At 68.4% G+C, this 25,147-nt stretch carries 23 protein-coding genes; 14 read left to right on the top strand and 9 right to left on the bottom strand.

Annotated elements, in window-relative coordinates; genetic code table 11:
* Nucleotides 1-301 precede the first annotated feature (301 nt).
* The gene (locus QK291_RS18110; protein ID WP_282384191.1) at nt 302-811 is read left to right on the top strand and encodes a hypothetical protein; all 510 of its coding nucleotides are present in this window, start codon (nt 302-304) and stop codon (nt 809-811) included.
* Nucleotides 812-820: 9 nt separating this feature from the next.
* Here the strand turns inward: QK291_RS18110 and QK291_RS18105 are convergent, their stop codons facing one another.
* Nucleotides 821-2,329, bottom strand: coding sequence for an amidohydrolase family protein (locus QK291_RS18105; RefSeq protein ID WP_282384189.1), 1,509 nt, complete (start codon nt 2,327-2,329; stop codon nt 821-823).
* A gap of 331 nt (nt 2,330-2,660) precedes the next feature.
* Here QK291_RS18105 and QK291_RS18100 point away from each other — a divergent pair, with 331 nt between their 5' ends.
* The 9 genes from QK291_RS18100 (at nt 2,661) to QK291_RS18060 (ending at nt 10,416) form a co-directional block, all read left to right on the top strand.
* A complete protein-coding gene (locus QK291_RS18100; RefSeq protein ID WP_282384188.1) occupies nt 2,661-3,032 on the top strand; it encodes a hypothetical protein in 372 nt (123 codons plus the stop codon).
* Nucleotides 3,029-4,084: a zinc-dependent alcohol dehydrogenase family protein gene (locus QK291_RS18095; protein WP_282384186.1), complete on the top strand. Its 1,056-nt coding sequence runs from the start codon at nt 3,029-3,031 to the stop codon at nt 4,082-4,084. The genes QK291_RS18100 and QK291_RS18095 overlap by 4 nt, the downstream gene beginning before the upstream one ends.
* On the top strand, nt 4,081-4,527 hold the full coding sequence (locus QK291_RS18090; RefSeq protein ID WP_282384185.1) for a flavodoxin domain-containing protein: 447 nt from the start codon (nt 4,081-4,083) through the stop codon (nt 4,525-4,527). The genes QK291_RS18095 and QK291_RS18090 overlap by 4 nt, the downstream gene beginning before the upstream one ends.
* 36 nt (nt 4,528-4,563) lie before the next feature.
* Complete coding sequence (locus tag QK291_RS18085) at nt 4,564-6,270, top strand: DUF4389 domain-containing protein (protein ID WP_282384183.1); 1,707 nt, start codon at nt 4,564-4,566, stop codon at nt 6,268-6,270.
* A gap of 225 nt (nt 6,271-6,495) precedes the next feature.
* Entirely contained in the window at nt 6,496-7,332 is an 837-nt protein-coding gene (locus QK291_RS18080) for a DUF4397 domain-containing protein (RefSeq protein ID WP_282384182.1), read from the top strand.
* 164 nt (nt 7,333-7,496) lie between these two features.
* The gene (locus tag QK291_RS18075) at nt 7,497-8,108 is read left to right on the top strand and encodes a sortase (protein WP_282384181.1); all 612 of its coding nucleotides are present in this window, start codon (nt 7,497-7,499) and stop codon (nt 8,106-8,108) included.
* Nucleotides 8,105-8,734, top strand: a complete 630-nt coding sequence (locus QK291_RS18070; RefSeq protein WP_282384179.1) for a sigma-70 family RNA polymerase sigma factor — start codon at nt 8,105-8,107, stop codon at nt 8,732-8,734. The genes QK291_RS18075 and QK291_RS18070 overlap by 4 nt, the downstream gene beginning before the upstream one ends.
* On the top strand, nt 8,721-9,554 hold the full coding sequence (locus tag QK291_RS18065) for an anti-sigma factor (protein WP_282384177.1): 834 nt from the start codon (nt 8,721-8,723) through the stop codon (nt 9,552-9,554). The genes QK291_RS18070 and QK291_RS18065 overlap by 14 nt, the downstream gene beginning before the upstream one ends.
* 82 nt (nt 9,555-9,636) lie before the next feature.
* Complete coding sequence (locus QK291_RS18060) at nt 9,637-10,416, top strand: SDR family oxidoreductase (RefSeq protein ID WP_282384176.1); 780 nt, start codon at nt 9,637-9,639, stop codon at nt 10,414-10,416.
* Between the two features lie 41 nt (nt 10,417-10,457).
* Here QK291_RS18060 and QK291_RS18055 read toward each other — a convergent pair whose 3' ends face one another.
* The 4 genes from QK291_RS18055 to QK291_RS18040 form a co-directional block, all read right to left on the bottom strand.
* On the bottom strand, nt 10,458-11,576 hold the full coding sequence (locus tag QK291_RS18055; protein WP_282384193.1) for a sulfite oxidase: 1,119 nt from the start codon (nt 11,574-11,576) through the stop codon (nt 10,458-10,460).
* Nucleotides 11,577-11,708: 132 nt separating this feature from the next.
* Entirely contained in the window at nt 11,709-12,563 is an 855-nt protein-coding gene (locus tag QK291_RS18050; protein ID WP_282384175.1) for an SDR family oxidoreductase, read from the bottom strand.
* Nucleotides 12,564-12,567: 4 nt separating this feature from the next.
* Nucleotides 12,568-13,572, bottom strand: coding sequence for an aldo/keto reductase family protein (locus tag QK291_RS18045; protein ID WP_282384173.1), 1,005 nt, complete (start codon nt 13,570-13,572; stop codon nt 12,568-12,570).
* A 40-nt stretch (nt 13,573-13,612) separates the two neighbouring features.
* A complete protein-coding gene (locus QK291_RS18040) occupies nt 13,613-14,308 on the bottom strand; it encodes a hypothetical protein (RefSeq protein WP_282384171.1) in 696 nt (231 codons plus the stop codon).
* A gap of 303 nt (nt 14,309-14,611) precedes the next feature.
* On the opposite strand from QK291_RS18040, the gene QK291_RS18035 reads away from it, so the two are divergent.
* The gene (locus QK291_RS18035) at nt 14,612-14,971 is read left to right on the top strand and encodes a YchJ family protein (protein ID WP_282384192.1); all 360 of its coding nucleotides are present in this window, start codon (nt 14,612-14,614) and stop codon (nt 14,969-14,971) included.
* Here QK291_RS18035 and QK291_RS18030 read toward each other — a convergent pair.
* From QK291_RS18030 to QK291_RS18015, 4 genes are all read right to left on the bottom strand, one after another.
* The gene (locus tag QK291_RS18030; RefSeq protein WP_282384169.1) at nt 14,968-15,837 is read right to left on the bottom strand and encodes a TIGR04086 family membrane protein; all 870 of its coding nucleotides are present in this window, start codon (nt 15,835-15,837) and stop codon (nt 14,968-14,970) included. The genes QK291_RS18035 and QK291_RS18030 overlap by 4 nt on opposite strands.
* Nucleotides 15,838-16,003: 166 nt before the next feature.
* Nucleotides 16,004-18,016 (bottom strand): acyl-CoA dehydrogenase family protein, encoded by a 2,013-nt coding sequence (locus tag QK291_RS18025; protein WP_282384167.1) that lies wholly within the window; start codon nt 18,014-18,016, stop codon nt 16,004-16,006.
* Nucleotides 18,017-18,080: 64 nt separating this feature from the next.
* Nucleotides 18,081-18,419: a hypothetical protein gene (locus tag QK291_RS18020; protein WP_282384165.1), complete on the bottom strand. Its 339-nt coding sequence runs from the start codon at nt 18,417-18,419 to the stop codon at nt 18,081-18,083.
* A gap of 188 nt (nt 18,420-18,607) precedes the next feature.
* Nucleotides 18,608-19,138: a PepSY domain-containing protein gene (locus tag QK291_RS18015; protein WP_282384163.1), complete on the bottom strand. Its 531-nt coding sequence runs from the start codon at nt 19,136-19,138 to the stop codon at nt 18,608-18,610.
* A 153-nt stretch (nt 19,139-19,291) separates the two neighbouring features.
* On the opposite strand from QK291_RS18015, the gene QK291_RS18010 reads away from it, so the two are divergent.
* The 3 genes from QK291_RS18010 to QK291_RS18000 are packed head-to-tail and all read left to right on the top strand — an operon-like array spanning nt 19,292 to nt 25,112.
* Complete coding sequence (locus QK291_RS18010) at nt 19,292-20,740, top strand: DUF3375 family protein (protein ID WP_282384162.1); 1,449 nt, start codon at nt 19,292-19,294, stop codon at nt 20,738-20,740.
* Between the two features lie 2 nt (nt 20,741-20,742).
* Nucleotides 20,743-21,639, top strand: a complete 897-nt coding sequence (locus QK291_RS18005; RefSeq protein WP_282384161.1) for a DUF4194 domain-containing protein — start codon at nt 20,743-20,745, stop codon at nt 21,637-21,639.
* Nucleotides 21,636-25,112 carry an ATP-binding protein gene (locus QK291_RS18000; protein ID WP_282384160.1) on the top strand — a complete coding sequence of 1,159 codons (3,477 nt, stop codon included), beginning with the start codon at nt 21,636-21,638 and terminating at the stop codon, nt 25,110-25,112. Before QK291_RS18005 ends, QK291_RS18000 begins: the two co-directional genes overlap by 4 nt.
* Nucleotides 25,113-25,147 lie beyond the last annotated feature (35 nt).

The raw sequence follows: 25,147 nt of genomic DNA, 5'->3' as shown, positions 1-25,147 counted from the left end.
GTCCTCCAGGGCACGGATTTCAGCAATCAAACACGCACCATCCAGCTCAGGCACGTCCCCGGACGGCCCTACAGCGGGCAGGGACCGGGCCACATCCATGACCATCACCTGTTTTGGCTGGGCCTGTCTTGGCTGGGCCTGGTCGGGCCCCTGATTGCCGTCCATGGAAACACACTATCGGGCCCCTCGGACATTTATCTCGGACATGTAAAACGGCTAACTCGCACACGTAAATCGGCCTCGGAGCTGCCTATCCGTAAGCTTTTAGGGAACGCCCAGCGCCCCCGACCCAAGGAACCCCATGCCGATCAACAGACAGTCACTGAAGCAGGACGGGTTCACCGGGTTCAGGCCGCTCGGGGACCTCGACATCAACCGGATCCCGCAGAAACCCGGGATCTTCGCGGTGCTGCAGCCCGAGGGGTTTCGCCCGCAGTTCCTGGCCAGGAGCACCGCCGGCATCTTCAAGAAGAAGGACCCGACCCTGAAGGCCGAAGCACTCGCCGCCGAATGGGTCGACGGGGCCGACGTCCTCTATCTGGGCAAGGCCGGCCCCGGGAGCAAGGGCAACCGCGGGCTGCGCCGGCAGATCCAGGAATTCGTCGACTTCGGCAAGGGCAAGCCCCCGGGCCACTGGGACGGCCGGCTGATCTGGCAGCTCGCCGCGGCCGGCACGCTGACCGTCGCGTGGAGGGAGCTGCCGGTGGAGCAGCTCAACGCGGCCGACGCCGGCTACCACGCCGCGTTCGTGGAGGAGTTCGGCCGGCTGCCGTTCGCCAACCTGGTCCAGTCGCGGGCCACGGCCAGCTGAAACAGCCCGTCAGAGGCCGCCCCGGAACGTAAACCGCCCGGCCACGAGAGTCGCGGCCACCGGCATAGCCGCAAAAACGGCGTCCGCTACCGTCAACGGGTCGCCGTCGAGCACCACGAGATCAGCCGGATCCCCTACCCGGATCCTCCCCCGGCCGCGCGTCGATGCGGTCAGGGCCTCCTGCCGGGTGAGTGCCTGTTCCGGATGCCACGGCGCCCGCCCGTCCAGCCGTGCCCGGGTGGTGGACGCCGACATGGCTGTCCACGGCTCCAGCGGCGCCACCGGCGCATCGGAGCCCAACGCCAGGGTGGCCCCAGCGGCCAGCAGCGACCGCAGCGGGAACGCCCGGTCGGTGCGCCCGGCCCAGTTGGACTCGGCAGCATCACGGTCATCGAGGGCGTGGGCGGGCTGGACACTCGCCGTCAGCCCCAGGTCGCCGAAGCGCGTGAAGTCCTGGCGGCGGACAAACTGCGCATGCTCAATCCGGCCGCCGATCCCGGCCGCCGCGAAGGCATTCAGCGCCACCTCATTCGCGCCGTCGCCGATCGCGTGCACCGCCGGAACAAAGCCGGACTGCCGCGCCCGGACCAGCAGCTCCAGCAGCTCCGCCTCGCTCAAGGTCAGCAGCCCGCGGCCGCCGTGCGGGTACGGGTCCACGCAGTACGCCGTGCGGGTGTTCAGCGAGCCGTCAATCAGCACCTTGAGCGGGCCAACCCGCAGCAGCCCCGCCCCGCCTTCGAGATCCTGCCCGGTCCGCATCCCGTCCGCGACAGCCCGCGGGAGGTCCTGCGGATAGACGCCCGCATCGACCCGGAAGGAATCGAACCCGCCCGCCAACCGGCGCAGCCACACGTCACGGTTCCAGGTCATTTCGAAGTCGACAATCCCCACGATCCCCCGTGCGGCCGCCGCCTGCGCAGCCTCCCGCACCCAGGCATCCACCACCGCGTCCGGCAGTTTTCCCAGCTCGCGGGTCAGTTCAAAGGCCGGCTCCTCGCGCAGCAGCCCTGAGGAGTCCACCGGCACGCCGTAGCGGGACGCCGCCGCGCTGTTGAGCCAGACGCAGTGCAGGTCATGGCTGAGCAGCGCCGCCGGCACGCCCCGGGCGGCGCCGTCGAGCAGCTCCAGGCTGGGAACGTCCGCCCAGACGGCGTCCCGGAAACCGACACCCACCACAGTCAGGCCGCTGCCTCCTTCACCCGCACGGCCAGGGCGGGACAGGGCGGAACGCACGACGTCGGCCGCCTCGCGCGCCGAGGCGGCGCCGGAGAGGTCAATCCGGTTGGCGGCGAGGGCCCACTGCGTCATATGGACATGCTCATCCCACAGCCCCGGGACGACGAAGCGGCCGTCCAGGTTGACCGCCTGGGATCCGGGTACACCGGACGTTACGGCGGGAGTGATCCGCGAAACCACACCGTTGGCCACGTGCACGTCGTAGAGCGCCGTGTCGCCGGGAACCCGCACCGAGGCGAGCACGAGGTGGCGGGTCAAAGCAGCGGCAGGAATCTCAGGCATAGCAAACAGGCTATGGGCCGGAACGCGCCGCGCCAATCCGGACCCACCGGAGCCCCGGATTCCGGTCGCGCCCCGGACAAGGGACTTTCGCCCCTTGCCCCGGGACCACGCACCCACCAAGCTGAATTTGCGGCGGTTCCTGCACGGCCATTGGGGGTGAACCGTTTGCTCATCAGTTGTACGGTCTCGCTTGAACCTTGGGGAAGGAAAGGCATTCTGCACTGCCCGTGTCTGCGGGAACAGGGCAGGAGACCGCAACCACTATGACTGTTAGCAGCGATTCTCACATTCTTGGGCCCGCCCATGAGCTCCGCGGGAGCTCTGACGCCGCATGACGCACAGGCAGCACGGAAACAGGTCCAGCGCCTACTACGCGCACCCCTCGCACGGGGATCCGCGTATCAGTGTGCTCATCCGGATCGACGCCATAGAGGAGTCGGCGCGGGTCAATGTGCGCGGCGTCGTCACTCCCTCAAATATCAGGGCCCTCTATGTCGTCTGCCGCCGCGTGACCGCAAAACTTCCCGAGTACGAAATCGTGGTGGACCTCGCCCACGCCCGCGTGACGGCCGAGGCCATTGAGGAACTTCACGACCATGCCAGTCGCTCGGTCGTGTCATCCGGCATCGACGGCACGGTAACCCCGTGCCGGCTGCGCATCGTGGATCCGCCGAACATCCTCAGAATCAAGGAGAACGCATGAAAGCCCTCGTCTATGGCGGTCCCGGGGAGAAGTCCTGGACGGACGTTCCCGACCCGAAGATCCAGAGTCCCAGTGACGTGATCGTCAAAGTGGACACCACCACGATCTGCGGAACGGACCTCCATATTCTCAAGGGGGATGTTCCCGCCGTCACCAAGGGCCGGATCCTGGGCCACGAAGGCGTCGGGACCATCACCGAGGTCGGTTCCTCGGTCACCAGCCTGAAGGTGGGGGACCGCGTCATCATCTCCTGCATCAAGTCCTGCGGCCACTGCGCCAACTGCAAGACCGGCCTGTACTCGCACTGCATGGGTGATGAAGGGGCCTCCGGCATCGGCTGGGTCTTCGGCCACCTGATTGACGGCACCCAGGCCGAGTACGTCCGCGTGCCCTACGCCGAAAACTCCCTCCATCGGCTCCCCAAGGGTGTCACCGACGAACAGGCTGTGATGCTCTCCGACATCCTCCCCACCGGCTTCGAGATCGGGGTGCAGTACGGTCGGGTCAAGCCCGGCGACACGGTCGCCGTCGTCGGTGCCGGACCGGTGGGTCTCGCCGCCATCGCAACCGCCGGACTCTACGGGGCCGCCACCATCATCGCCATCGACCTTGACCCGAACCGGCTGGACAAGTCTCGCGAATTCGGCGCCACAGACGTCGTGCTTTCCGGCGACGCGGACTGGAAGGAGCAGGTGCTCGCACTGACCGACGGGCAGGGTGTGGACGTGGCGATCGAGGCGGTCGGCATCCCGGCGACCTTCAGCATGTGCACGGATATCGTCCGGCCAGGCGGCAATGTGGCCAACGTCGGCGTGCACGGCAAGTCAGTGGAGCTGCACGTGGAAAACCTCTGGATTCAGAACATCAACATCAGCATGGGCCTGGTGAATGCCAACACCACCCCAATGCTGCTCAAACTCGTCGCCCAGAAGAAGGTGCCGGCGGAGAAGTTCGCCACGCACCACTTCAGCTTCGACCAGTTCCTGGAGGCCTACGACACCTTCGCCCGGGCCGCGGAAACCAAGGCGCTCAAGGTAGTGATCACGGCATGAAAGCCTTGGTTGTCTACGATTCGGCCTATGGCAACACCAGATCGGTAGCCGAGGCGATCGCCAGTTCGCTTGAGGGATTGCAGGCGAGTTCCGTCCCGGTGGGCGACTTCAAGCCCGGCGCACTCGCGGCCGGGGACCTCCTCGTGGTCGGCAGCCCCGTCAACGGATGGCGCCCGACGCCGAAAATCACCGCGCTGCTCTCGGCCTTGGGCGACGGTTCCCTCAAGGGGGTGAACGCCGCGGCGTTCGACACCCGTGTCCGGATGTTTATCCACGGCGATGCCGCCAAGAAGATAACGCATGCCCTGAAGGCCGGCGGGGCGGACATCATCGCCGAACCCATGCCCTTCTATGTGAAGGGGAGCGAAGGGCCGCTGCGGGACGGCGAAATCGAGAAAGCTGGGGGCTGGGCACGAACCCTCCTCACCTCACTTAGGAGTTGAGTGAGCTGATCTGACTCATCTGAAAGGACGGCGGCCATGCGACCAGGCCGGATAGTCATGCTGGTGCTGGGCACGCTCAGCGCACTTCTCGGACTGGGGCTGCTGGCCGCTGCCGGCGCCGCAGGTTTCGCCAACTACCTGCAACGCGACAACGGCTACTTCACGACACCAGCGGAACGTTATGCCACGAACTCCTATGCCCTGACGAGTCCGCGCCTCGACATTATGGCCGACGAGGGCGTGCCGGACACCGCCCCGGTGGGTGTGGTGGGAAGTGTCATGCTGGGCGGATCGGCGGCTGCCGGTAAGGAAATCTTCATTGGCATCGGGCCGCGGAGCGACGTGACGGCATATCTGAGCGCCGTCAGCCACTCAGAGATCACCGATGTGCGGTTCAACCCCTTCCGGGTGGACTACCGGGACGTGGCCGGCACCCAGGTTCCGGCGAAGCCCACGGACCAGGGGTTTTGGGCCGCGTCCGCCAGCGGCCCGGGGGAGCAGCAGCTGGAATGGGACCTGCGCTCCGGCAGCTGGGCTGTGGTGATCATGAACGCCGACGGCACGGCCCCGGTGGTCGTGGACATGAAAGCCGGAGCCCGGTCCAACCTGCTGTGGCCCGTTTTTGTCGGGCTGCTGATCGGCGGAATAGTGTTCCTGCTCATCGGCGTTCCCCTGATCGTGCTTGGGGCCGCAGGGCTGGGCCGCGGCAAGGGAGGTCCTCCGCGGCCGGGCCAGCCGCAGCCCGGACTGCCACAGCCCCGGCCGGGCGAACTGCAGCCGTCGTCCGCGGCCTCCGCGCCCCAGCTCTACGCGGCCAGCGCCGCGCCAGGTGCGGCGCCGGGTTCCCCAGCAGGGGCCGTTGCGAGCGTCCCGCCGGGTGCCGGCGTCGTCTATCCGGCCCGCCTCAGCGGCTACCTGGACCCGAACCTGTCCCGCTGGAAGTGGCTGGTTAAGTGGTTCCTGGCAATCCCGCACTTCATCGTCCTCTTCTTCCTCTGGTTTGCCTTCGGCGTGGTCACCATCGTGGCGTGGTTCGCGATCCTTTTTACCGGGCGCTACCCGCGCTCGCTGTTCAACTTCAACGTCGGGGTGATCCGCTGGAGCTGGCGGGTGGCCTTTTACTCGTACGGGGCGCTCGGCACGGACATCTATCCGCCCTTCACCTTGGAGCGCACCGACTACCCGGCTGACTTCGACGTCGACTACCCGGAGAAACTCTCCCGCGGCCTGGTGCTCGTGAAGTCCTGGTTGCTGGCCATCCCGCACCTGCTCATCGTCGCGCTGCTCACCGGGACCGCCCAGACCTGGGTGTACCGCGACGGCACCTGGGTGCAGGTGGGCTCAGGGCTCTCCCTGTTCGGGCTGCTGGTCTTCATTGCCGGGGTCATCCTGCTGTTCACAGGCGTGTATTCGCGGGGACTTTTCGACTTCGTCATGGGCCTCAACCGCTGGATCTACCGGGTGGCCGCCTACGTTTCGCTCATGCGCGACGAATACCCGCCGTTCCACCTGGACATGGGGCCGCGGGATCCGGGCGACGCCCCGGTGATTCCGTCGCCGGCGCCTCCGGCCGCACCAGGGTACGCTCCAGTCCCGGGTGGGGCGGGCGCCGGCGGGATGGGCGCTGCCATGGCCGGACCGGCCGAGGGCCGGGCGGGCTACTACGGCATCGGTGGGCCCGCCGCCTCCGGCCATGACGAACCGGAAGCCCCCACGGGCCCGGACAGCCAGCCGCGCACCTAGGAAGCTCAGGGGCACCTGCGGCCGGGCAGCTCACCAGAGCCGCCCGGCCGCTTTGCTGTGGCCTCTGCAGCCCGCGGCGGAGTGGACCCAACGCTCCGCACTGTAACCGTCGCAGCGCCCGCCCCAAAGATATTTACATGCATGTGCATCCAAATGAGCGCGTGCACCGGTAGTAGGGATGTAAGCAAAATTTGCCCGCCTGGCGGGCCGTCGAAGGAGATGTAAATGCGTACCAGTCTTTTCACAGCAGGCGCCGTGGCCATCGCGGCAGCTTTCACCCTTGCCGGCCCCGCTCAGGCGGCCGAGTCCGACGCCCAGCTTTCCGTCCTTCACGGCGTGCCGGGACTGACCGTTGACGTTTGGGTCAATGGCGAACGCACCCTCGACGATTTCGCCCCCGGCACCCTGGCCGGTCCGCTGGCCCTGCCGGCCGGGGACTACGACCTTGCCATCACCGCCGCCGATGCCGCGGACGCTTCCGCCCCCGTGATTGGGCCCGTAAAAGTCACCCTCGCCGCCAGCGGCAACTACACCGCCGTGGCCAACCTCGACGCCGCGGGCAAACCGACGGCCAACTTCTTCACGAACGACGTTTCGCAGATAGATCCAGGCAAGGGCAAACTCACGGTCCGCCACACGGCAGCGGCACCCGCCGTTGATGTCCTCGCCGGCGGCACCCCTGTCATCTCCGGCCTGGCCAACCCCAATGAGGAGACCCTCACGCTGGATCCCGGCACCTTGTCCGTTGCCGTGGCCGCCGCCGGCACCACGGCGCCGGTCATCGGTCCGGCCGATGTGACGGTCGCGGAAGGCACCCACACGGTCGTGTACGCGTGGGGCAGCCTCGCGGACAACAACCTGAAGCTGGCCGCGCAGAACATTGAGGGTCTGCACTCCGCCCCCGCCGGCGTACCCGGCGCGCGCTCCGGAGCCGCTGACGCAGGAGCCGCATCAGCCGGTCAGACAGCGGCCACGGTAGGCCTCGGCGCCGCGGTCCTCCTGTTGCTGGCCGGCGGGGTCGCCGTGTCCCGCAAGCAGCCGGCGCTTCGCCGCACCCGCTAGCCGCACCTGCTAGCACCGGCCGCCCGGCAACCCGCCGGGCGGCCGGCCCACGAGCTTCAACACGGCAGGAGGACGGCATGGACGGCACGACGACAGCGGAAGCCACCCGGCGGCGCCCGTCTCCTGGTCCGCGGACATCCGCACTAGCCTCTGCCGCGCGGAGGGTGGCCGCCGCCATCACGATCGCGCTGCTGATCTCGGGTTGCACCGCACCGCAGGAAACCGCGACCCCACAACCACCGAACCCGCCGTCTGCTCAGGTCACTGCCGCCCCCGTTCCGGCGCCGACCATCCCGGTCAGGCCGGCCACCCCACAGACCCAGACGCCCAAGGACCCGCCTCCGCGCTTCTTCACCGTGGCGGGAACCACCATCAAGATGCCAATCGTGAAGGTGGGCGTCAGCCCGGACGGGGCGATGGAGATCCCAGAGCCGTTCAACGAGGCCGGCTGGTACCGCTTCGGCCCGGCCCCCGGAGCCGCCGCCGGCACCGCGGTGATCGCGGCGCACGTCGACACCACCTCCGACACGGCGCCCTTTTCCCAGCTCAAATCGCTCGAGCCCGGCACCCTCGTGACAGTGCAGCGCGACGGGGCAGCGCCCGTGACGTTCCGGGTGACCGGGGTGGAACTCATGGCCAAGGACGCGTTCGACGGCGCGTCCGTCTTCCGGCGCGACGGCCCGCCAGAACTGAAGCTGGTGACCTGCGGCGGCCGATGGCTGGACGATCTACAGGACTACGGCGACAATGTGATTGTCACGGCGGTGCCGGCATGAGTCAGGATGCCGCTCTCATCGTCGCCGCCAGCAGGGGGAAGGAGCGGGGCTTGGCACTTTCCGAGGCCTCTTCCGCTTGGGACGCTCGACTCAACGAGTCTTTCGCCGCCGGTGACGAAACCGCCTTGGCAGAGGCGTACCGGCAGTTCGCACCCCTGGTGCACACGCTGGCGCTGCGCTCGCTGCGCGATAACTCCGCCGCCGATGATGTCACCCAGGAAGTTTTCATCCGGGTCTGGCGCTCGCGGTCCGCGTTCGACCCATCGAAAGCGCGGCTTCCAGCGTGGATCGTGGGCATCACCCGGAACGCGATCACGGACGCGCAGGCGGCCTCGATGCGGGAAACCCGGAAGGTGCTCGCCGCCGTCGAACTCTCTCCGGACCCGGACCAGGCGGCCGGGCACGCAGCGGCAGAGGTTCTGGCCGACCGCCTGCTGCTGGACGGGGAACTGGAAAGGCTTGGGGAGCCGCAAGGATCCATTCTCAAGCTCGCCTTCTACGATGACCTGACGCATTCGCAGATTTCACAGAAACTGGACCTGCCCCTTGGTACGGTCAAGAGCCACATACGCCGCAGCCTGTCCCAGCTCAGAAGCCGATTGGAGGTAGACCGTGCAACATCTTGATCCGGAGTCCCTGAGCCTGCTGGCCCTCGGGGAAGAGCTCGGAGACGGCGCCGCGGACCACCTCCGTTCCTGCCCCAGCTGTGCAGCGGACCATGCGGGCTTCCGCCGAGCCGTCGTGGCGGCGAAGCCCGGAACGCCGGATGCCCCTGTGCTGGAGTCGCCAGGACCACAGGTGTGGGCAGGAATCCACCGCACCCTGACGCTTTCCGCCGCAGTCGCCGCCGACCCGCTGGGGTTCCCGGCGTCGTCGGGCTCCCGACCACCGGCACCGGCACCGGCGCAGCCGCGGCCGCCACAGGCACAGCCGCAGCCGCCGGCCGCCTCCCTGACGCCGCTCCCGTCCAGGGGGGACCGGGCCGTGCGGAAGCAGGAACGCGGCGGGGGCTCCGGCTGGATCCGCCGTCCCGGGGTGTGGCTGGCAGCCGCAGCGTCCACGGCACTGCTGGCGGCAGGGGTCTTCTGGTCCGTCCAGCAGAACCAGCCGGCCGTGAACCCGCTCGCCCAGGCCGACCTTGCGCCCGTGGACCAGCATTCCGCCACCGGCTCGGCCCGGGTCCTCGAGGCCAAGGACGGGCAGCGCACCCTGGAGATCCGGGTCGACAAGAACGAGGCCCGCGGGTACCAGGAGGTCTGGCTGATCGCGCCGGATCTGTCCCGGCTGGTGAGCCTGGGCGTCATGACCTCCGACTCCGGGACTTTTGCCGTGCCGGCGGGCCTGGATCTGGGTGAGTACCCCATTGTGGATGTCTCGGACGAGCCGGTCGACGGCAATCCCGCGCACTCCAGCGTGAGCATTGTCCGCGGAACCCTTGCGTCATGAACCCGTCCGACCCCTTGCCAGCGGACCGAGGCGAGAACATAGTGGAGGGAATTCACCACTCCACCGCGGGAGGCAGGCGACCATGCTGAACAACGAGGTGACGGGCAACGGTCTGCTGAAGGGCAAGACCGCGCTGATCTACGGTGCGGGCGGTTCCATCGGCGGAGCCGTGGCCCGGGCATTCGCGGCGGAAGGCGCCTTCGTCCACCTCGCCGGGCGCACCGAGTCGCGGCTGGAAAAGGTGGCCCGGGACATCCAGGAGGACGGCGGCCGGGCGGAAACCTCCGTCGTCGACGCCCTGGACGAGGAACAGGTCGACGCGTTCGTGGACCGGGTGGCCAAGAAGAACAAACGGATCGACATCTCCTTCAACGTCATCTCCTTCGGGGACATCCAGCAGCCGCTGATGGACATTGACGTCAACGACTTCACCCAGCCCATCAGCCTGGCTACCCGCACCCATTTCCTCACCACCCGGGCCGCGGCGACGCACATGATCAAGCAGCGCTCGGGCGTCGTAATGATGTTCGGCGGCTCCGGCCCCCAGACCGCGCCCGGGCTCGGCGGCTTCAAGGTGGCCCTGGACGCGTTGGACGGGCTGCGCCGGCAGTGGGCCCTGGAACTCGGCAAACACGGCATCCGGGTGGTCACCATGGTCTCCGGCGGCATTATCGAGACGATCCCGTGGCAGACGGAGGGGCGCGAGGAGATCATCGTGGAGATTTCCAAGTCCGCCCACCTGAACCGCACCGCGACGCTGGCGGACGTCGGAAATGTCGCCTGCTTCGTGGCCTCGGACAAGGCCGGCGCCATCACCGACGCCACGGTCAACATCTCCGCTGGCGCGATTGTGGACTATTAGGGCTAGGCCACCAGGTTCGCTGCGGCGCCGGGGAAGACCGCCTACTCCACCGTCACCTGGACCCGCTGCACCGCGTTGTTGCCCATCCCCTGATAGTTCCAGACCTGCTCCAGCGGCTGGGTGGCTCCGGTAGCGTCCCTGGCGCGGCAGGCCAACTCGTGTTCGCCGGGGTCGGCCACCCACGGAATGGACCAGGCGCACCAGGCGAAGGGCGCGGGCGGATGCTTCAGCTGCGCCGTCGCCCACTTGCCGTCGATCCCCACTTCGACGCGCTGCACCGCACCCTCCCCGGACCAGGCCCGGCCGGTCAGGAGCACCGGCCCGGCCGGCACGATCCTGTTCCGGGTGAAGAAGTCCGGGACGCCCGGCGGCACCATCAGCGACCGGACCTTGATCCAGGTCACGGGGATGCCGGCGTCGTCGGCGTCCTGCTGGTAGCGGTACGCGACCGCCTGCTGGAAGCCGTCGAACGGGGTGGTGAGCACCTTGATCGAGGAGAGCCACTTGACGCTCGCCATGCCGTACCAGCCGGGGACCACCAGCCGCAGCGGGTAGCCGTGCTGCGGCGGCAGGTCGTTGCCGTTCATCCGGTAGGCCAGCACGATGTCGGGCCGCAGGGCTTCCGCAATCGGAAGGCTCCTGGCGTACTGCTGCCGGACGCCACCCTGGATTCCGCCGTCGGCGCCGGTGAACACGACCTCCACGGCGTCGTCCTCCACCCCGGCCTGGGCCAGCAGGTAGGCGAGCGGCACACCGGTCCAGACGGCGGTGCCCACGGCCTCCAGCCGCCAGGGCTGGCTCAGCGGGCGGGGCCGCAGCAGCGAGCGGCCGTTGCCGGCGCATTCGAGGGTCACGGGCATGCTGATCCGCGGCGACCGGCGGAGCGCCTTGAGGTTCAGCTCCAGGGACCGCTGAACGGCTCCGTTGATCCGCAGGTGCCATTGCTCGGCATCGATGAACGGGATGTCGAAATGGTTGAGCAGGTAATGCAGCCCTGGCGGGGTGGTGTCATGCCGCAGGGCCTCCAGCGGCATGGAGTGGTTCCGCGCGGCAAGCTGCAGTTCCTCCGCCGTGAGGGGACCGTGGCTCGGTTCGCCGGGGTGCGGGGTGAGCTTCCGGCCGGGCCGCGGGGTCTTCAGGATGGACGAGTGTCGGGACATCTGCTTTGGCATGGCACTGCGATTCTGCTCCGGACCAGCCCGGTTTTGGACCGGTGACGCCCGTCTTCAGGTCTACGCCGCAGCCCGGAAGCCGTCAACACCGGCCCGGCCCGGCAGCCGCCCGGCGGGCGGTTAAATCGTGTGCGACTCGGCCAGGAACTGCGCCAGGCCCAGCGGTTCGCGGCCGGTGAGCTCGTGCACGGCCGACGTCGGCCCGGCGAGTTCTCCGGCGGCGATCGCCGTGTAGGTGCTCACCCAGGCGTCCACCTGCCACGGCGGGGCGACATAGGAGGCCCGCGAGGCGTAGGCCTCCTCGACCGTCTCGTTGTGGAAGGTGATGGTCCGGCCGGTCCCGGCGGTAAGGAGTTCCGCGGCCCGGGCCAGGGAGAGATCCTCGGGCCCGGTGAGGTCGTAGGTTCTGCCGATGTGCAGGGCCGGGTCCCGGAGCACGGTTACGGCGGAACGGGCGATGTCAGCCCGGGCCACGGCCGCCATGACGCCGTCCCCGGCCGGTCCGCGGAGGACGCCGTCCGCGCCGGCGAGCATTGGCAGGAAGTCCAGATAGAAGTTGTCCCGCAGGAAGGTGTAGGCCATTCCCGAGGCCTTGATCCGCTCCTCGGTGGCGAAGTGGTCCCGGCCGAGCGTGAAGGTGGAATCCGCTGCCGCGCCGAAGAAGGAGGTGTACACGATGTGCTGCACGCCGGCAGCGGCCGCCGCGTCGACAAAGGTGCAGTGCTGCTGCCGCCGGTCCTCGGCCTCGGCGGCGGAGACCATAAAGAGCGTCTTCACCCCCTCGAGGGCTGCCTTGGCGAGGACCGGATCGGCGTAGCTGACGACGGCGGGGACGGCCTCTTCCAGTTCCGGCGCCCGGCCGGGGTCACGCACGAGCAGCCGCTGCGGGCTGCCGGCGCCGGCCAGCTGCCGGGCCACCAGGCCACCCAGGTGTCCGGTGGAACCGGTGACTGCGAGCGAGGGCCCGGCGTTCACGGGACTAACCCTCCCGGGAAGCGGGTGACTTGGTCTGTGCCGGGTCGCGTTCTGCAAGCGAGCCGATCGCGGCGTCGATTTTCTCCATGATCCCGGCGTCCAGCTTCACGCCCGCGGCCGCGACGTTCTTTTCGATCTGCTCCGGCCGGGACGCGCCCATGATGGCGGAGGCCACGTTCTTGTTCTGCAAAACCCAGGCGATGCTCAACTGGGCCATGGTGAGTCCGGCCTCCTCGGCAATGGGCTTGAGCTGCTGCACGCCGGTGAGGACCTCGTTGGACATCCAGCGCTCGATCATCTTCGAGCCGCCCTTGGCATCCGTGGCGCGGCTGCCCTCCGGGGCCGGCTTGCCGGGATGGTACTTTCCGCTCAGCACCCCCTGCGCCATCGGCGACCAGACGATCTGGGACAGGCCCAGTTCCTCGGACGTCGGAATCACCTCGGCCTCGATGACCCGCCACAGCATGGAGTACTGCGGCTGGTTGGAGATTAGCTGGAAGCCGAGTTCCTTGGCCAGGGCCTGGCCGTCGCGGATCTGGCTGGCCGTCCACTCGCTGACGCCGATGTAGAGGGCCTTGCCCTGCCGCACGATGTCCGCGAAGGCCTGCATGGTCTCTTCCAGCGGGGTTTCATAGTCGTAGCGGTGGGCCTGGTAGAGGTCCACGTAGTCCGTCTGCAGCCGGGTGAGGGAGCCGTTGATGGCCTCCAGGATGTGCTTGCGGGACAGGCCAAGATCGTTGTGGCCCTTGGGTCCGGTGGGTCCGAAGACCTTGGTGAAGATTTCCAGCGACTCACGCCGCTCGTCCTGGAGGGCCTTTCCCAGCACGGTCTCCGCGGCGGTGTTGGCGTAGACGTCGGCGGTGTCGAAGGTGCTGATGCCGGCGTCCAGCGCTGCCCGGACGCACTGGGTGGCGACCTCGTTTTCCACCTGCGAGCCGTGCGTAAGCCAGTTGCCGAAGGTGATTTCCGAAATCTTGAAGCCGCTGTTCCCGAGATATCTGAATTCCATGGGTTTCAACCTAGCCGACTTGGCTGCCGGGGGTAAGGCCTCAGCCGGCTTTGCGCTCCTGGGCCTGCGAGTCGGGTGCCTGATTGTTTTGGGGCTTGGACGATTGTTCGTTCAGGTGCCCGCCCAGGGTCTTGCGGGGCAGCGGTAGGCGGCCGTGCAGGGTGACCAGCGAGCCGGTGTCCAGCAGGGACGACGCGGCGGGCATCGGGGCTTTCTTGAAGGCCGGCGGGACGGTGCCGAGCTGGCCGTTCCGGTCCGTGGCTGACTCCACGAGCGGCGCCACCGCAGCGACGTCCTGTGCCGGAGTCGTCGGGCTGGGCAGATCGCGGACCGAGACCTTGACGGCCGGGGCGGCCTCGGCCTTGGCCCGGGCAGCGGCGCGGGCATCGGCCTGCGCGACGGCGGCAGCCCAGTCCGGCGACAGGGCGGGTTCCGTCTTTGCGGGTTTGGCCGGCTGCGCGGCCCTGGCCGGTTGAACAGCTTCCGGCGGCAGGGCCTCGTGGCTGGCCCCGGGGATCCGGACCGGGCGGTCCCGCTGGACCGTTTCGGCGGTTCTGCGGGTGGTCCGGAGAACCCCGCGTCCCACCATCATGACGGTCACGGCGACCAGCCGGCCGAGGCCCGCGATCACCAGCGTGGCCACAAAGGCAAGGAAAAGGCCGAAGAACATGACGAGCGCCACTGCCAGGGTCCCGAAGAAGGTCAAGTTGAGGGCGATGGTTATCGGATCTTCCATGTCACCTCTCCTGGCTGGCCTTGCCGCGATGCTTCCCGCCACAACCGGCGGCCTGCAACACCCCTCAACCATACGGACTTTTTCCCATCGACACGCAGCCCCGCGGCCTCTTCGCGGAGTCGTGTCAAAGCTGTTATCAGTTCCGCCGCTTCAGCCCCGCGGAACCGAACGTCTATAGTCAGAAGGAACCCTGCCGGCATGGTCCGGCCGCCGGAAAGGATCCTTGTGACGCCCCCAGCCGCTGGCCCTCAGGGAGCCGATGCCCAGCCTGTCCGGGCCCCGTTCCGGGGCAACTGCCCCTGCCTGTCGGGGGAACCGTACGGCGAGTGCTGCGGCCGCTTCCACGCCGGCTTGGCTGAGGCCCCGACGGCTGAACAACTGATGCGCTCCCGGTACAGCGCCTTCGTCGTGCTGGACGCCGGCTACCTCCTGCGGACCTGGCACCCGGAGACCAGGCCTGCCGAACTTGACCTGGATCGGGACCTGCAGTGGCGCCGGCTGGACATCCTGTCCACGTCCCGCGGTGGCCCGCTGGACACCGAAGGGACGGTTGAGTTCAAGGCCCACTTCCGGCACGGCGGTGAACGCGGAGTCCACCACGAGACGAGCCGCTTCGTGCGGGTCGAGCGCTGCTGGTATTACGTCGACGCAGCCGCGGCCTAGCGTTCCTCGACGGTGTCCGCCGGGGCGAACCCGGCCCGATCCACCTTGCGGTGGAAGTGCATGCCGGCGGTGCCGCCGAGGACGGCGCCGACCAGTGCCACTGCCGCCACCACAACTGCTGCGATGATGCTCGTGGTGGTCAGTTCGCCCTCGTTGACCGGGATGCGCGGGAAGGCGTTGAGCTGGGCCAGGATGTTGTACTGCTGGCCTGCCACGACGCCGAGGATGGCAACGACGACCGCGGCGATGAGGGCCCAGACCCACACCATGAACCCCTGCTTGGCGCCGTTGAAGCGGGCCATCCGGCCGGCGACGTAGCCGCCGGCGAAGTAGGAAACGAACAGGATCGCCAGCAGCACAATGATGCCGACGAGTCCCACGGTTTCGTTGCCGGAGGTGACCGTGGCGTTGACGTCCGTGTTGGTGGCGAGGCCGACGGCGGTGCCGGCGGCGGCGACCAGCGCGGTCAGCAGCACAGCCATGCCGGTGGCGGCAAGCCAGCCGAAGAACGCGGAACCGATCTGGATGCCGCCGAACTGCTCCCTTTCACGGGCCACCACGGTTGCGCGGGTGGGAACCTCCTCGACCACGGTGTCCTCTGCGGGCGTGGCACGGGCGGGCTCGTCATGGCGCACGGCGGTGACGGGCTGACTGCGGGTCGGCTCCGGGCGGACCGCGGCATGGCTCTGAGTGCGTGCCTCGGTGGCCGCGCCGGTCGGGATGGCGCGGGTGTCGTTGGTGCCGCCAGTGTCGTGCCGGGCAGCATCCTGCCGTGCGTCGTGGATCTGGGCGTCCTGGCTTACAGCCCCATTCTCGTCACGGGCGCGCCGGGAAGTGCGATCTTCGGGGCCAGTTGGGTTGCTCATGGGGACTGCTCACTTTCAATGAATGACCCGCGCCCATTGTTTGGGCCGGGCACCGCAAGGCGGAGGCCGGTGTACAGGTCTCAGGTCAACCTAATCACGGGCAGCCAAAGGCAGCAAGGATGCTTACTATTCGTTGGGATGGCGGAAGCCGGCCGGGCGCGCCCGGTCAGCGGTACTTCCGGTGCAGGTTCGCCTTCACCGACGCGCGGGGCGTGGCGTCGGCAATCCAGGGCCCGGTGCCTTCGGACTGGTCCAGGACACCGTCCTCCAGCCACTCGTAGTCGCCGGCCAGGACCTTGCGGGAGAGCGTATGGTCGCCGTCGTCCGTGTTCCTCCAGAGCTGGTCGAAGTATTCGTCCACCCGCACACGGGCCTGTTCGCAGAAGGCCTCGGCAAGGTCATAGGCGGACGCGCCTTTCTCCGGGGAGGTCCGCAGCAGCATTTCCGCCCGGGAGCAGGCGGCGGCCATCGCGAACAGCTCGGCCCCGATGTCGACAATCCGGCCCAGGAACGCCTGCTTGTGCTCCAGCTTCGCCTGCCACCGCCCCATCCCGTAGAAGGTCTGCCGGGCCAGCCGCCGGGAGGACCGCTCGACGAAGCGCAGCTGCTTCGCGAGCCGGCCGAAGTCGCTGTAGGAACGCGGGTCCATGCCGGCCCCGGCGACGAGCTTGGGGAGCCACTTCGCGTAGAAACCGGACGCGCCGACGACGGCTCGGGCCTTGTCGGACAGGCTCGCGTCCTCGGAGGCGAGGTCCCCGGCGGCTGCGAGGTGCGCGTCCACGGCCTCCCGGGCGATCAGTAGTTTCATGATCTCCGAGGATCCTTCGAAAATCCGGTTGATCCGCAGGTCGCGGAGCTGCTGTTCAGCCGGCACGGCGCGCTCGCCGCGGGCCTCCAGCGAGTCCGCAGTTTCGAAGCCGCGGCCGCCGCGGATCTGCACCAGCTCGTCGGCGATCCGGCAGCTGATCTCGGTGCACCACAGCTTGGCCAGGGCCGCCTCGATCCGGACGTCCTTCTGCCCGGCGTCGGCCATTTCGGCGGTCAGTTCGAAGACGGCGTCCAGGGCGAAGGCGCTGGCCGCAATGAACGCGATTTTCTTGCCCACGGCCTCATGCTTGCCCACCGGCCGGCCCCACTGGGTACGGGCGTTGGACCACTGCCGGGCGATTTTCAGGCTCCACCGCCCGGAGCCGACGCAGAGCGCCGGAAGCGCGAGCCGGCCGGTGTTGAGCGTGGTGAGGGCGATTTTCAGGCCCTGGCCCTCGCGGCCCAGGCGGTTGGCCGCGGGCACCCGGACCCGGTGGAAGCGCGTGACGCCGTTCTCGATGCCCCGCAGGCCCATGAAGGCGTTGCGGTTTTCCACCGTGATGCCGGGGGAGTCCATCTCGACGACGAAGGCGCTGATGCCTCCCTTGTGGACCGTGCCGTCAGCGTCGGTGCGGGAGGGGACCACCGCCATGACCACCACGAGTTCGGCGATCACACCGTTGGTGGTCCAGAGCTTCACGCCGTCCAGTACGTAGGACTCGCCGTCGTCCGAGGGGACGGCGGTGCTGCCCATCCGGGCGGGGTCGCTGCCGACGTCGGGCTCGGTTAGCAGGAATGCCGTGATGGCGCCGGCGGCGCAGCGCGGCAGGTATTCCTGCTTTTGCGCGGGGGTGCCGAAGACTTTGACCGGCTCGGGGACACCGATGGACTGGTGGGCGGAGAGCAGGGCGCCCAGGCTGGGGTGCACCGAGCCCAGCAACGCCAGCGCCCGTCCGTAGTACACCAGCGAGAGGCCCAGCCCGCCGTAGTCGCGGGGGATCTTCATGCCGAAGACCCCCAGTTCCGCGAGGCCCTTGAGGTACTCGTCCGGAATCAGCGCATCGCGCTCGATGGTGCGCCCGGACATGGTGCGGCAGTAGGCGGTCAGACGGGCCATGAACGCTTCCCCGCGTTCGACGTCGTCCGCCGGTGCTTCCGGCCAGGGGTGGATCAGGCTGAGATCAAGGCTGCCAAGGTACAGGCCCTTGGCGAAACTGGGCCGGTCCCAGCTGGTTTCGCGGGCGGCTTCGCTGATGGCCCGCGCGTCGGCAGCGGTGGCGTCGGGACCGATCGTCTCGGGCGGGACCGGGACATCCGAGGCGGGGCTGTCGGCGGGATTGTCGGTTGCTGGATTCTCAACGGCGGAGCTCATCGGGCATCTCCTCTAACCGGGGTCACCGGCTCGAGCCCTGGATCCGCCGTGGGTGGAGGACCCTTTAGCTGTCCCGCAATACTACCCGCGGGTAGGTGCCGGTACTAGGGGTCGATTGGCCCATAATCTCCGCCGCGATATCCCCGACGAAGTCACCGGAGAAGTCGCCCGGAAGTTCCACCGTGGAGGCATGGTGGACCAGCCGGTCCCAGATGTGGTTGATGCCATGGACAAGGCCCAGCAGCACAGTCGAGGCGATGAGCCAGGAAAGCCGCCCGACGCCGACCAGCACGAGCGCCGCGAAAGACGCCGTCATCATGAAGAGTGTGATTACCAGGGCAAACACGAGCGTTCCCATGAACACCAGCGTTCCCGTTTCCACTGAGCTTAAGTCGAACTGCATTCTTCCCCCTGCATCATTGCTTCGGCTGAATCAGTAGCCCGAGCGTAGGGGGCGGGAGGTGCGCTAGCCAGAGCCGACAGCCCGTGCCGGGACTCTTGATACGGGATCGAAATGCTACCGGGACGTAGGTCACGGGGCGGTTGCGGTTGCCTCACCGTCCACCCGTTGCAACGGCCATACTCCCGGGATCAGTCGTCGTCGCGCTCGGGGGCGCCCTGGCCAAGTACCTGGAAGTCGGAACCGAGCTGCACCTCAACCTGGGTACCGTCGTTCAGCCGCACCTCCACCTCGTAGGCGGAGCCGCCCTCGTCCTCGCGTTCGACCTCGCTCACTGTGCCCTGACCGACCCTGGCGAGGGCGGCGTTGCCCGCCTTGTCCCGGTCCTCGGCGCTCAGCGCGGTCAGCCCGGAATCGTCATCCCATCCCTGGCTTTCGACGGTGGACACCTGGAATGAACGGTCGAGTTTGACTTCAACCTTGCTGCCGTCCGGGCGCATGACGTCGACCTCAAAGGCTGTGGCGCCGTCGTCGGTCTCCGCTTTCAGGACAGTCCCCCCGCCGACCTTCGCGAGGGCCGCGTCGCTGGCCTGCTGCAACTCGGTTCCGCCCAGGGGCTGATCATCAGTGGTCTGGGTGCTGGCAGCAACTGCGACTGTTGCGCCGCCCAGAATGACGGCCGCCGCAGCTACCCCCGTGATCAGTACTGCTTTCTTCCGCATGCCTGACTCCTCTCACGTGTTGTGCATAGTCTGCTCCTGAAGTGAACGGCGCACAACGATGAATGCAAACCGGGCCTGCGTTAACCTTGTAGCTGGCAGTTTTTCCTTATCCGCTGCCCGATCCAGATCCCACGGCAGCCGTAAGGAGGGTGCGTGTCCCGCTCCGCCCTGTCCTCCGCCGACGCCATCAGCGCCCGACTGAGGGACCTCGAACTCCTCACCAAGGGTCCCGCCTGGGCGCTGACCCGCTCGGCGCCGTGGGTGATCGCCGTGCTGCAGGCGTCCTTTACCCGCACCCGGCCGCAGCTTCCGCTGGAACAGTTCCACGCCGACGTCGACGCCTTCCTGGAACAGCGCCGCCGCCAGGACCCGGGCCTGGGCGGCGCCGCCAACGGGAAGACGTTTGGCGATGAGTGGACCCGCAAGAACTTCCTGACCCGGCGGAACCAGTCCGGGCAGATCGTGTACGAGGTCACCGAACCGGCCGCCCGTGTCATCGCGTTCCTGGACAGCCTCGCCAGCGAACGCTCCACGCTCAACGGTTCGCGGCTCGGCACGCTGCTGGGCGACGTCGAGAAGCTCGCCAATGAGACGAACCCGGACCAGAGCGCCCGGCTGGAGTCCCTTGAGGAAGAGATCGGCGAACGGCGCCAGCTGATCGAGGACATCAGCTCGGGGGACTTCGACGGCCTGCTCGACGACGAGGAGGCAGTGGAGGCCGCCGGGAACATCCTGGACCTCGCAGGGAGCCTGCCCGCGGACTACAAGAAGATGCGTGACCGGATCGAGGAACTGGTGGGTGGGCTCCGCAACCAGATCATCGAGGAGTCCCTCAGCAAGGGCGCCACGATGGCCCAGGTGCTGGAAGCGGACAAGCGGCTCCGGCAGAGCCCCGAGGGCCGGACGTTCCGTTCCTTCACGGCGTTCCTGGAGGATCCGCAACAGCAGCTTCGGTTCCGCTCCGCGATCGGCGAGGTGCTCAGCAGGGAGTTTGCCGATGACCTCAGCCATGAAGAACGCGAGACGCTGAAGAACCTTGTCGCGGAATTGCGGACCCAGCACAGCCAGATCCAGCGGATTTACGGCAAGCTCAGCGAAAGCCTGAACACCTACGTGCAGAGCGACGACTTCCGCCAGTCGGTCCGGCTCCGGAAGGTCCTCCGGGAGGCCGAGCAGGCCATCCGGTCCCTGCCGTACGAGCGCGAACGCCCCGGTTTGGTCCGCGGTCCGGTGCTCTTCAACGCCGGCTTCGAGTCCCTGTCCATGGTCAAGCTGTTCGACCCGGACGAGTTCGCGGCCCCGCCCAAGCTGGCTGACCCGATCGCCTTCAGCGACTCGGACCGGGTGCGCTCGCCGCGGACCGGCAAAGCCAGCCCCGCGGCGGTCCGCGCCGCGTTCGCCGGCGCGTCCACCCTGGCCGAGGCCTGGGAGCAGCTCCCGCCCGGCGAACGCCACATCAACTCGATCCGCGCCCTGCTCTCCCACGCCCTGCACGAAGGTGCCGGCTTTGACCGCGAGGCGTGGGACACCCTCGACTTCGAACAGATCGACGGCTCCACGCGCACCGCGTACCTGCCGGTCGTTACGCTCAAGAAGGACTGAAGATGACTGAACTTCCCCACGCGGCAGTGGAAGACACGGCCGGGGCGGCCGAAGGGGCGGCAGCGGCTGCGGAGCCCGCCCGGCACGTGCACGCCGACCCTTTCACGGTCACCCCGCGCGACACGTTCGTCGACGGTGCTGCGCTCTTCCCGGGGGACACCGGCGTGCTCCCGATGAAGGTCCGCCAGGCCCTCGTGAAGCTCCTCAAGGGCCCGTACATCGACGGCGGCCGGGACGAAAAGCTCTGGACCACGCTGCTGGACAACCAGCTGATCCTGCGCAGCCGCCTGTCCGAACTCTTCCTGACCCTGCAGTTGGACCACGAACGCAAAGTCGCCGTCCTGCGCCCGGTGGACCCCGAGGCCATCGGCGGCAGCACCCGCTCCAGCATCCTGCGCCAGCAGCGGGCCCTGAGCCGCGTGGAAACCATCGTGCTGCTCCGCCTGCGCCTGCTCCTGGACCGCCACGTCACGGCACAGACCGACCCCACGATCACTCGCGAGGAAATCGCCGAACTCGTGGCCCACTACCAGCCGGCCGGCCAACAGGACGCCCTCCGTGACTCCGACGTCGTCAACCGCGCCATCACCAAACTCCTGGCCCGCCAACTCCTCCTCGCCACCGGCCTCGACGACGTCTACACCATCTCCAACGCCCTCCCCCTGGCCCTCCCGTTCGAAAACATCGGCGACATCCCGGCCCAAATCGACGCCCTGGTGGCCGCCTCCACCGACCCCTCAGGAACAGAACCCCTGCTGGAGCTAGACGGGAATGCCGCGAACACCGAATCGGATGACGCCGAAGGTGACGACGACAACGAAGACGACGACGGCGCAGGGGCGGGGGCGGCATCGCCGTCCTCGTCACCCGACCACACCGAAGCGGAGGCAGCCAAGTGAGCATCGCAACCATGCTCCCGATGGGCGAGCTCACCAACCCCGGCCAGATGCGCCTCGCCCTGGTCCAGGTCGTCAACTGGGGCACCTTCCACGGCGCCCACACGATGCACGTGGACCGCAACGGCACCCTGCTGACCGGCAATTCCGGCGTCGGCAAGTCCACGCTGTTCGACGCGATGCTCCGGGTCTTCGACGCCAGGCCGCGCTCCAACGAGGCCGCGGCCCAGCGCGCGGGCGGCGCGGTCGAGGACAAGCGGACCACGTTCACCTACATGCGCGGCAAGGTGGGGGACAAGGCCGTCGGCGAAGGCTCGGCGAGTGCGTTCCAGCGCCCCGGCGCCACCTGGTCGGCCGTCGCGCTGACCTACGACAACGCCGCCGGCACCCGGGTGACCGTGTCGGCGCTGTTCGACCTGCCAAAGAACGGCACGGAGTCCAGCGTCGGCCGGTACTACCTGATCGACAACAAGCCGCTGGACCTGACGGCCATTGAGGGCATCGCCGAGAAGCGCTTCACCAAGTCGGCGCTGGATGTGATCTTCCCGGATGCCCAGATCTTCGACGTGCACAAGGCCTTCGCGGAACGCTTCCGGCGCCTGCTCGGGATCAATTCGGACCAGGCCCTGCCGTTGCTGCGGGTCATCCAGGCCGGCAAGGGCCTCGGCGGCAGCGTCAACAACTTCTTCCGGGACCAGGTCCTGGACGCGCCCGCCACGCTGACCGCGGCCGATGACGTCGTCGAGGAATTCAGCAACCTGATGTCGATCCGGCAGCGCCTCGAGGACGTCCGGCAGCAGCGCGACCAGCTGGCCCCGGTTCCCGGGCTGAACAAGGAGTATGCCCAGTCGCTGCTGGACGCGAACCGCCTGCGCGAGCTCGCCGGGGAGGAATTCGAGGCCTACCGGCAGCAGCTGGCCGTCACCGTCCACGAGAAAACGCTCGCCCGGTTCAAGGACCTGGCCCAGGCGAAGGCCAAGGAACTCGGCGCCGAGCGCGGCATCCGGGACGGCCTGGCCAAAGAGCTGCGGCAGCTGGAGGCGGACTACAACAACCAGGGCGGCAACGCGATCTCCGCGATCGAGCAGGCGCTGGAGAACGCCCGGGTGGGGCTCAAGCTCCGCCAGCAGGTGGAGGAATCGGCCCGGAAGGCTCTCTCCGACGCCGGCCTGGAACTTCAGTGGTCCGCAGCCGGCTGGGAGCAGGCCCACGAGCACGCGGCCGCCCGCTCCGCCGAGCTGAAAGACGACTCGGAGGCCCTCAAGGAACTGCGCTTCGAGGCCTTCGACGGCCACGCGACCCGGAAGCGCGAGCTCGCCGCGGCCCAGCAGGAACTGGGGTCCCTCCGGACGCGCAAGTCCCTGCTGCCGCCGTCGAGCATTGAAAACCGCAGCGCCATTTCGGCGGCCACGGGCGTGCCCGAGGAGCAGATGCCGTTCGGCGGCGAGCTGATCGACCTCGCCGAGGGCCAGGACCGGTGGCGGCCCGCGGCCGAGCGTGCGCTGCGCAGCCTCGCCACCACGCTGCTGGTCCCCGGCGAGCACTTCGGCGCCGTGACCCGCTACCTCAACGACCATTCCGTCCGCGGCGCGCTGCGTGCGGTGGACGTCTCGAAGCCGCTCGCCGGCGGGGCGCTGGCCGTGCAGGACGCGGCCGACGGCGATCTGCTCACCAAGCTGGACATCCTCGCGATGGGACCGTCCGCGGACGCGGGCGAGTGGATCCGGGAGCGGATCGCCCTCGACTTCGCCTACCCGTGCGTTGAGGACCCGGACGAACTGGCCCGGCTGGACAAGGGCCTGAGCCTGGGCGGTGTGGTCAAGCGCAACCGCCACACCGTGGAAAAGGACGACCGCTTCACCGGCCGGCAGGACTACGTCCTCGGCTTCGACAACGCCGCCAAACTGGAGCTCGTGGCCGCGCAGGTCGAGGACCTGCAGCAGGAACTCGCCAAGGCCGCGGCACTGGCGCAGAGCCGGGAAGAGTCGCACCAGGGAATGAGCCGGCAGCTCGAGGCCCTGCGCCGCGTTGCCGACGACCACCGGCCTTGGGAACAGGTCTCGGCCGCCGTGGCCGCGGACGAACTGGCCCGGATCGAGCAGCGCCTCAGCGATGCCCTCGCCGCGCAGGCGGATCTGGAACCGCTGCGGGCCAACATCGAGGCGGCGCGGCACAAGCACCAGTCCAGCACCGAGGCCGCAGCCGTGCTGCAAAGCGAATACAAGGCAGTCGACGCGCGGCTGTCCTCCGCCGATGCGCTGCTGGACGCCGCGCAGGACCGCCTGGCGCAGGCGCCGCCGTCGGACGCCACCGTCACGGCACTCGAACCGTACTTCACGGACTTCGGCGACGTCCTGGAAATGCACGAGCTGGACAACCTCGCCAACCAGGTCCGGACCCGGCTCCTCGCCGAGTTGCACGCGGCCGAATCCCGCGGGCAGGGGACCTCGGAGCGGCTCACGCGCATCTTCGAGGGCTTCGTCCGCGAGTGGGGAACGGCGATTTCCGCGGACCACGGCACCTCGATCGGCGCCGCGGGGGAGTTCGAAGGCCGCTACCACGCCATCGTCAGCGACGGCCTGCCGGCGCAGGAGGCCGAATTCCGGCAGTTCTTCAACCAGCGCACGCACGAATCCTTCAGCACCCTGCTGCACCTGCTGGACGAGGAGCGCCGCTCGATCAGCAGCCGCATCCTGCCGCTCAACGGGATCCTTTCCGAGGTGAACTTCCACGAGGGCAGCTTCCTGGAACTCGACATCAAGCAGACCCTGCCCGCCACCGCGAAGCAGTTCAAGGATGCGATCCAGAACGCGCTGAAGGTCCGGCACACCCGTCCCGGAAAGGCGGCCGCTCCGGCGTCCGGTGCCGCGGGTGCCGAAACGGACGACGACGCCGAGCTCGGCAACCGCTACAAGTCGCTCGAAACGCTCGTGAAGCGGCTCGGCTCGCAGACGCCCGAGGACCGGCGCTGGCGCAGTGAGGTGCTGGACGTCCGCGGGCACCTGTTCATCCAGTGCAAGGAGCATCGCGAGGTCCAGGGCACGCGGGCGGCGAAGGGCGGGCGGACGAAGACCGAGGTCTTTATGCACGCGGACACCGGCTCGATGTCCGGCGGCGAGCGGCAGCGTTTCACCGCGTTCATCATGGCCGCGGCGCTGAGCTACCAGCTGGGCATCGCCGAGCAGGGCTTCACCACGTACGGCACCGTGATGATGGACGAAGCCTTCGTGCTGGCTTCGGAGGAATTCGCCGGCGCCGGGATCAAGGCGCTGCATGAGTTCGGTTTCCAGCTGCTCCTGGCCGCCCCGGAGAACGTGATCGACCTGTCCCGGCACCTGGGTTCGGTCACGGAGATCCTGCGGGACAAGCGCACCAACCGCTCCGGCGTCCTCACCGCTCCGGTCATCGGCCTACGGCCCGGCACCGAGGGGACCTGGCGCTCCGAGGCGAACCCGGTGGACATCATCCTCCGCTGACACCCAGCCCTTCATCCCAAGCCAACGCGGGGTCA

Source organism: Arthrobacter sp. AL12 (assembly GCF_029960645.1).
Taxonomy (GTDB): Bacteria; Actinomycetota; Actinomycetes; order Actinomycetales; family Micrococcaceae; genus Arthrobacter.
This window is presented reverse-complemented; position numbering and strand designations above follow the sequence as displayed.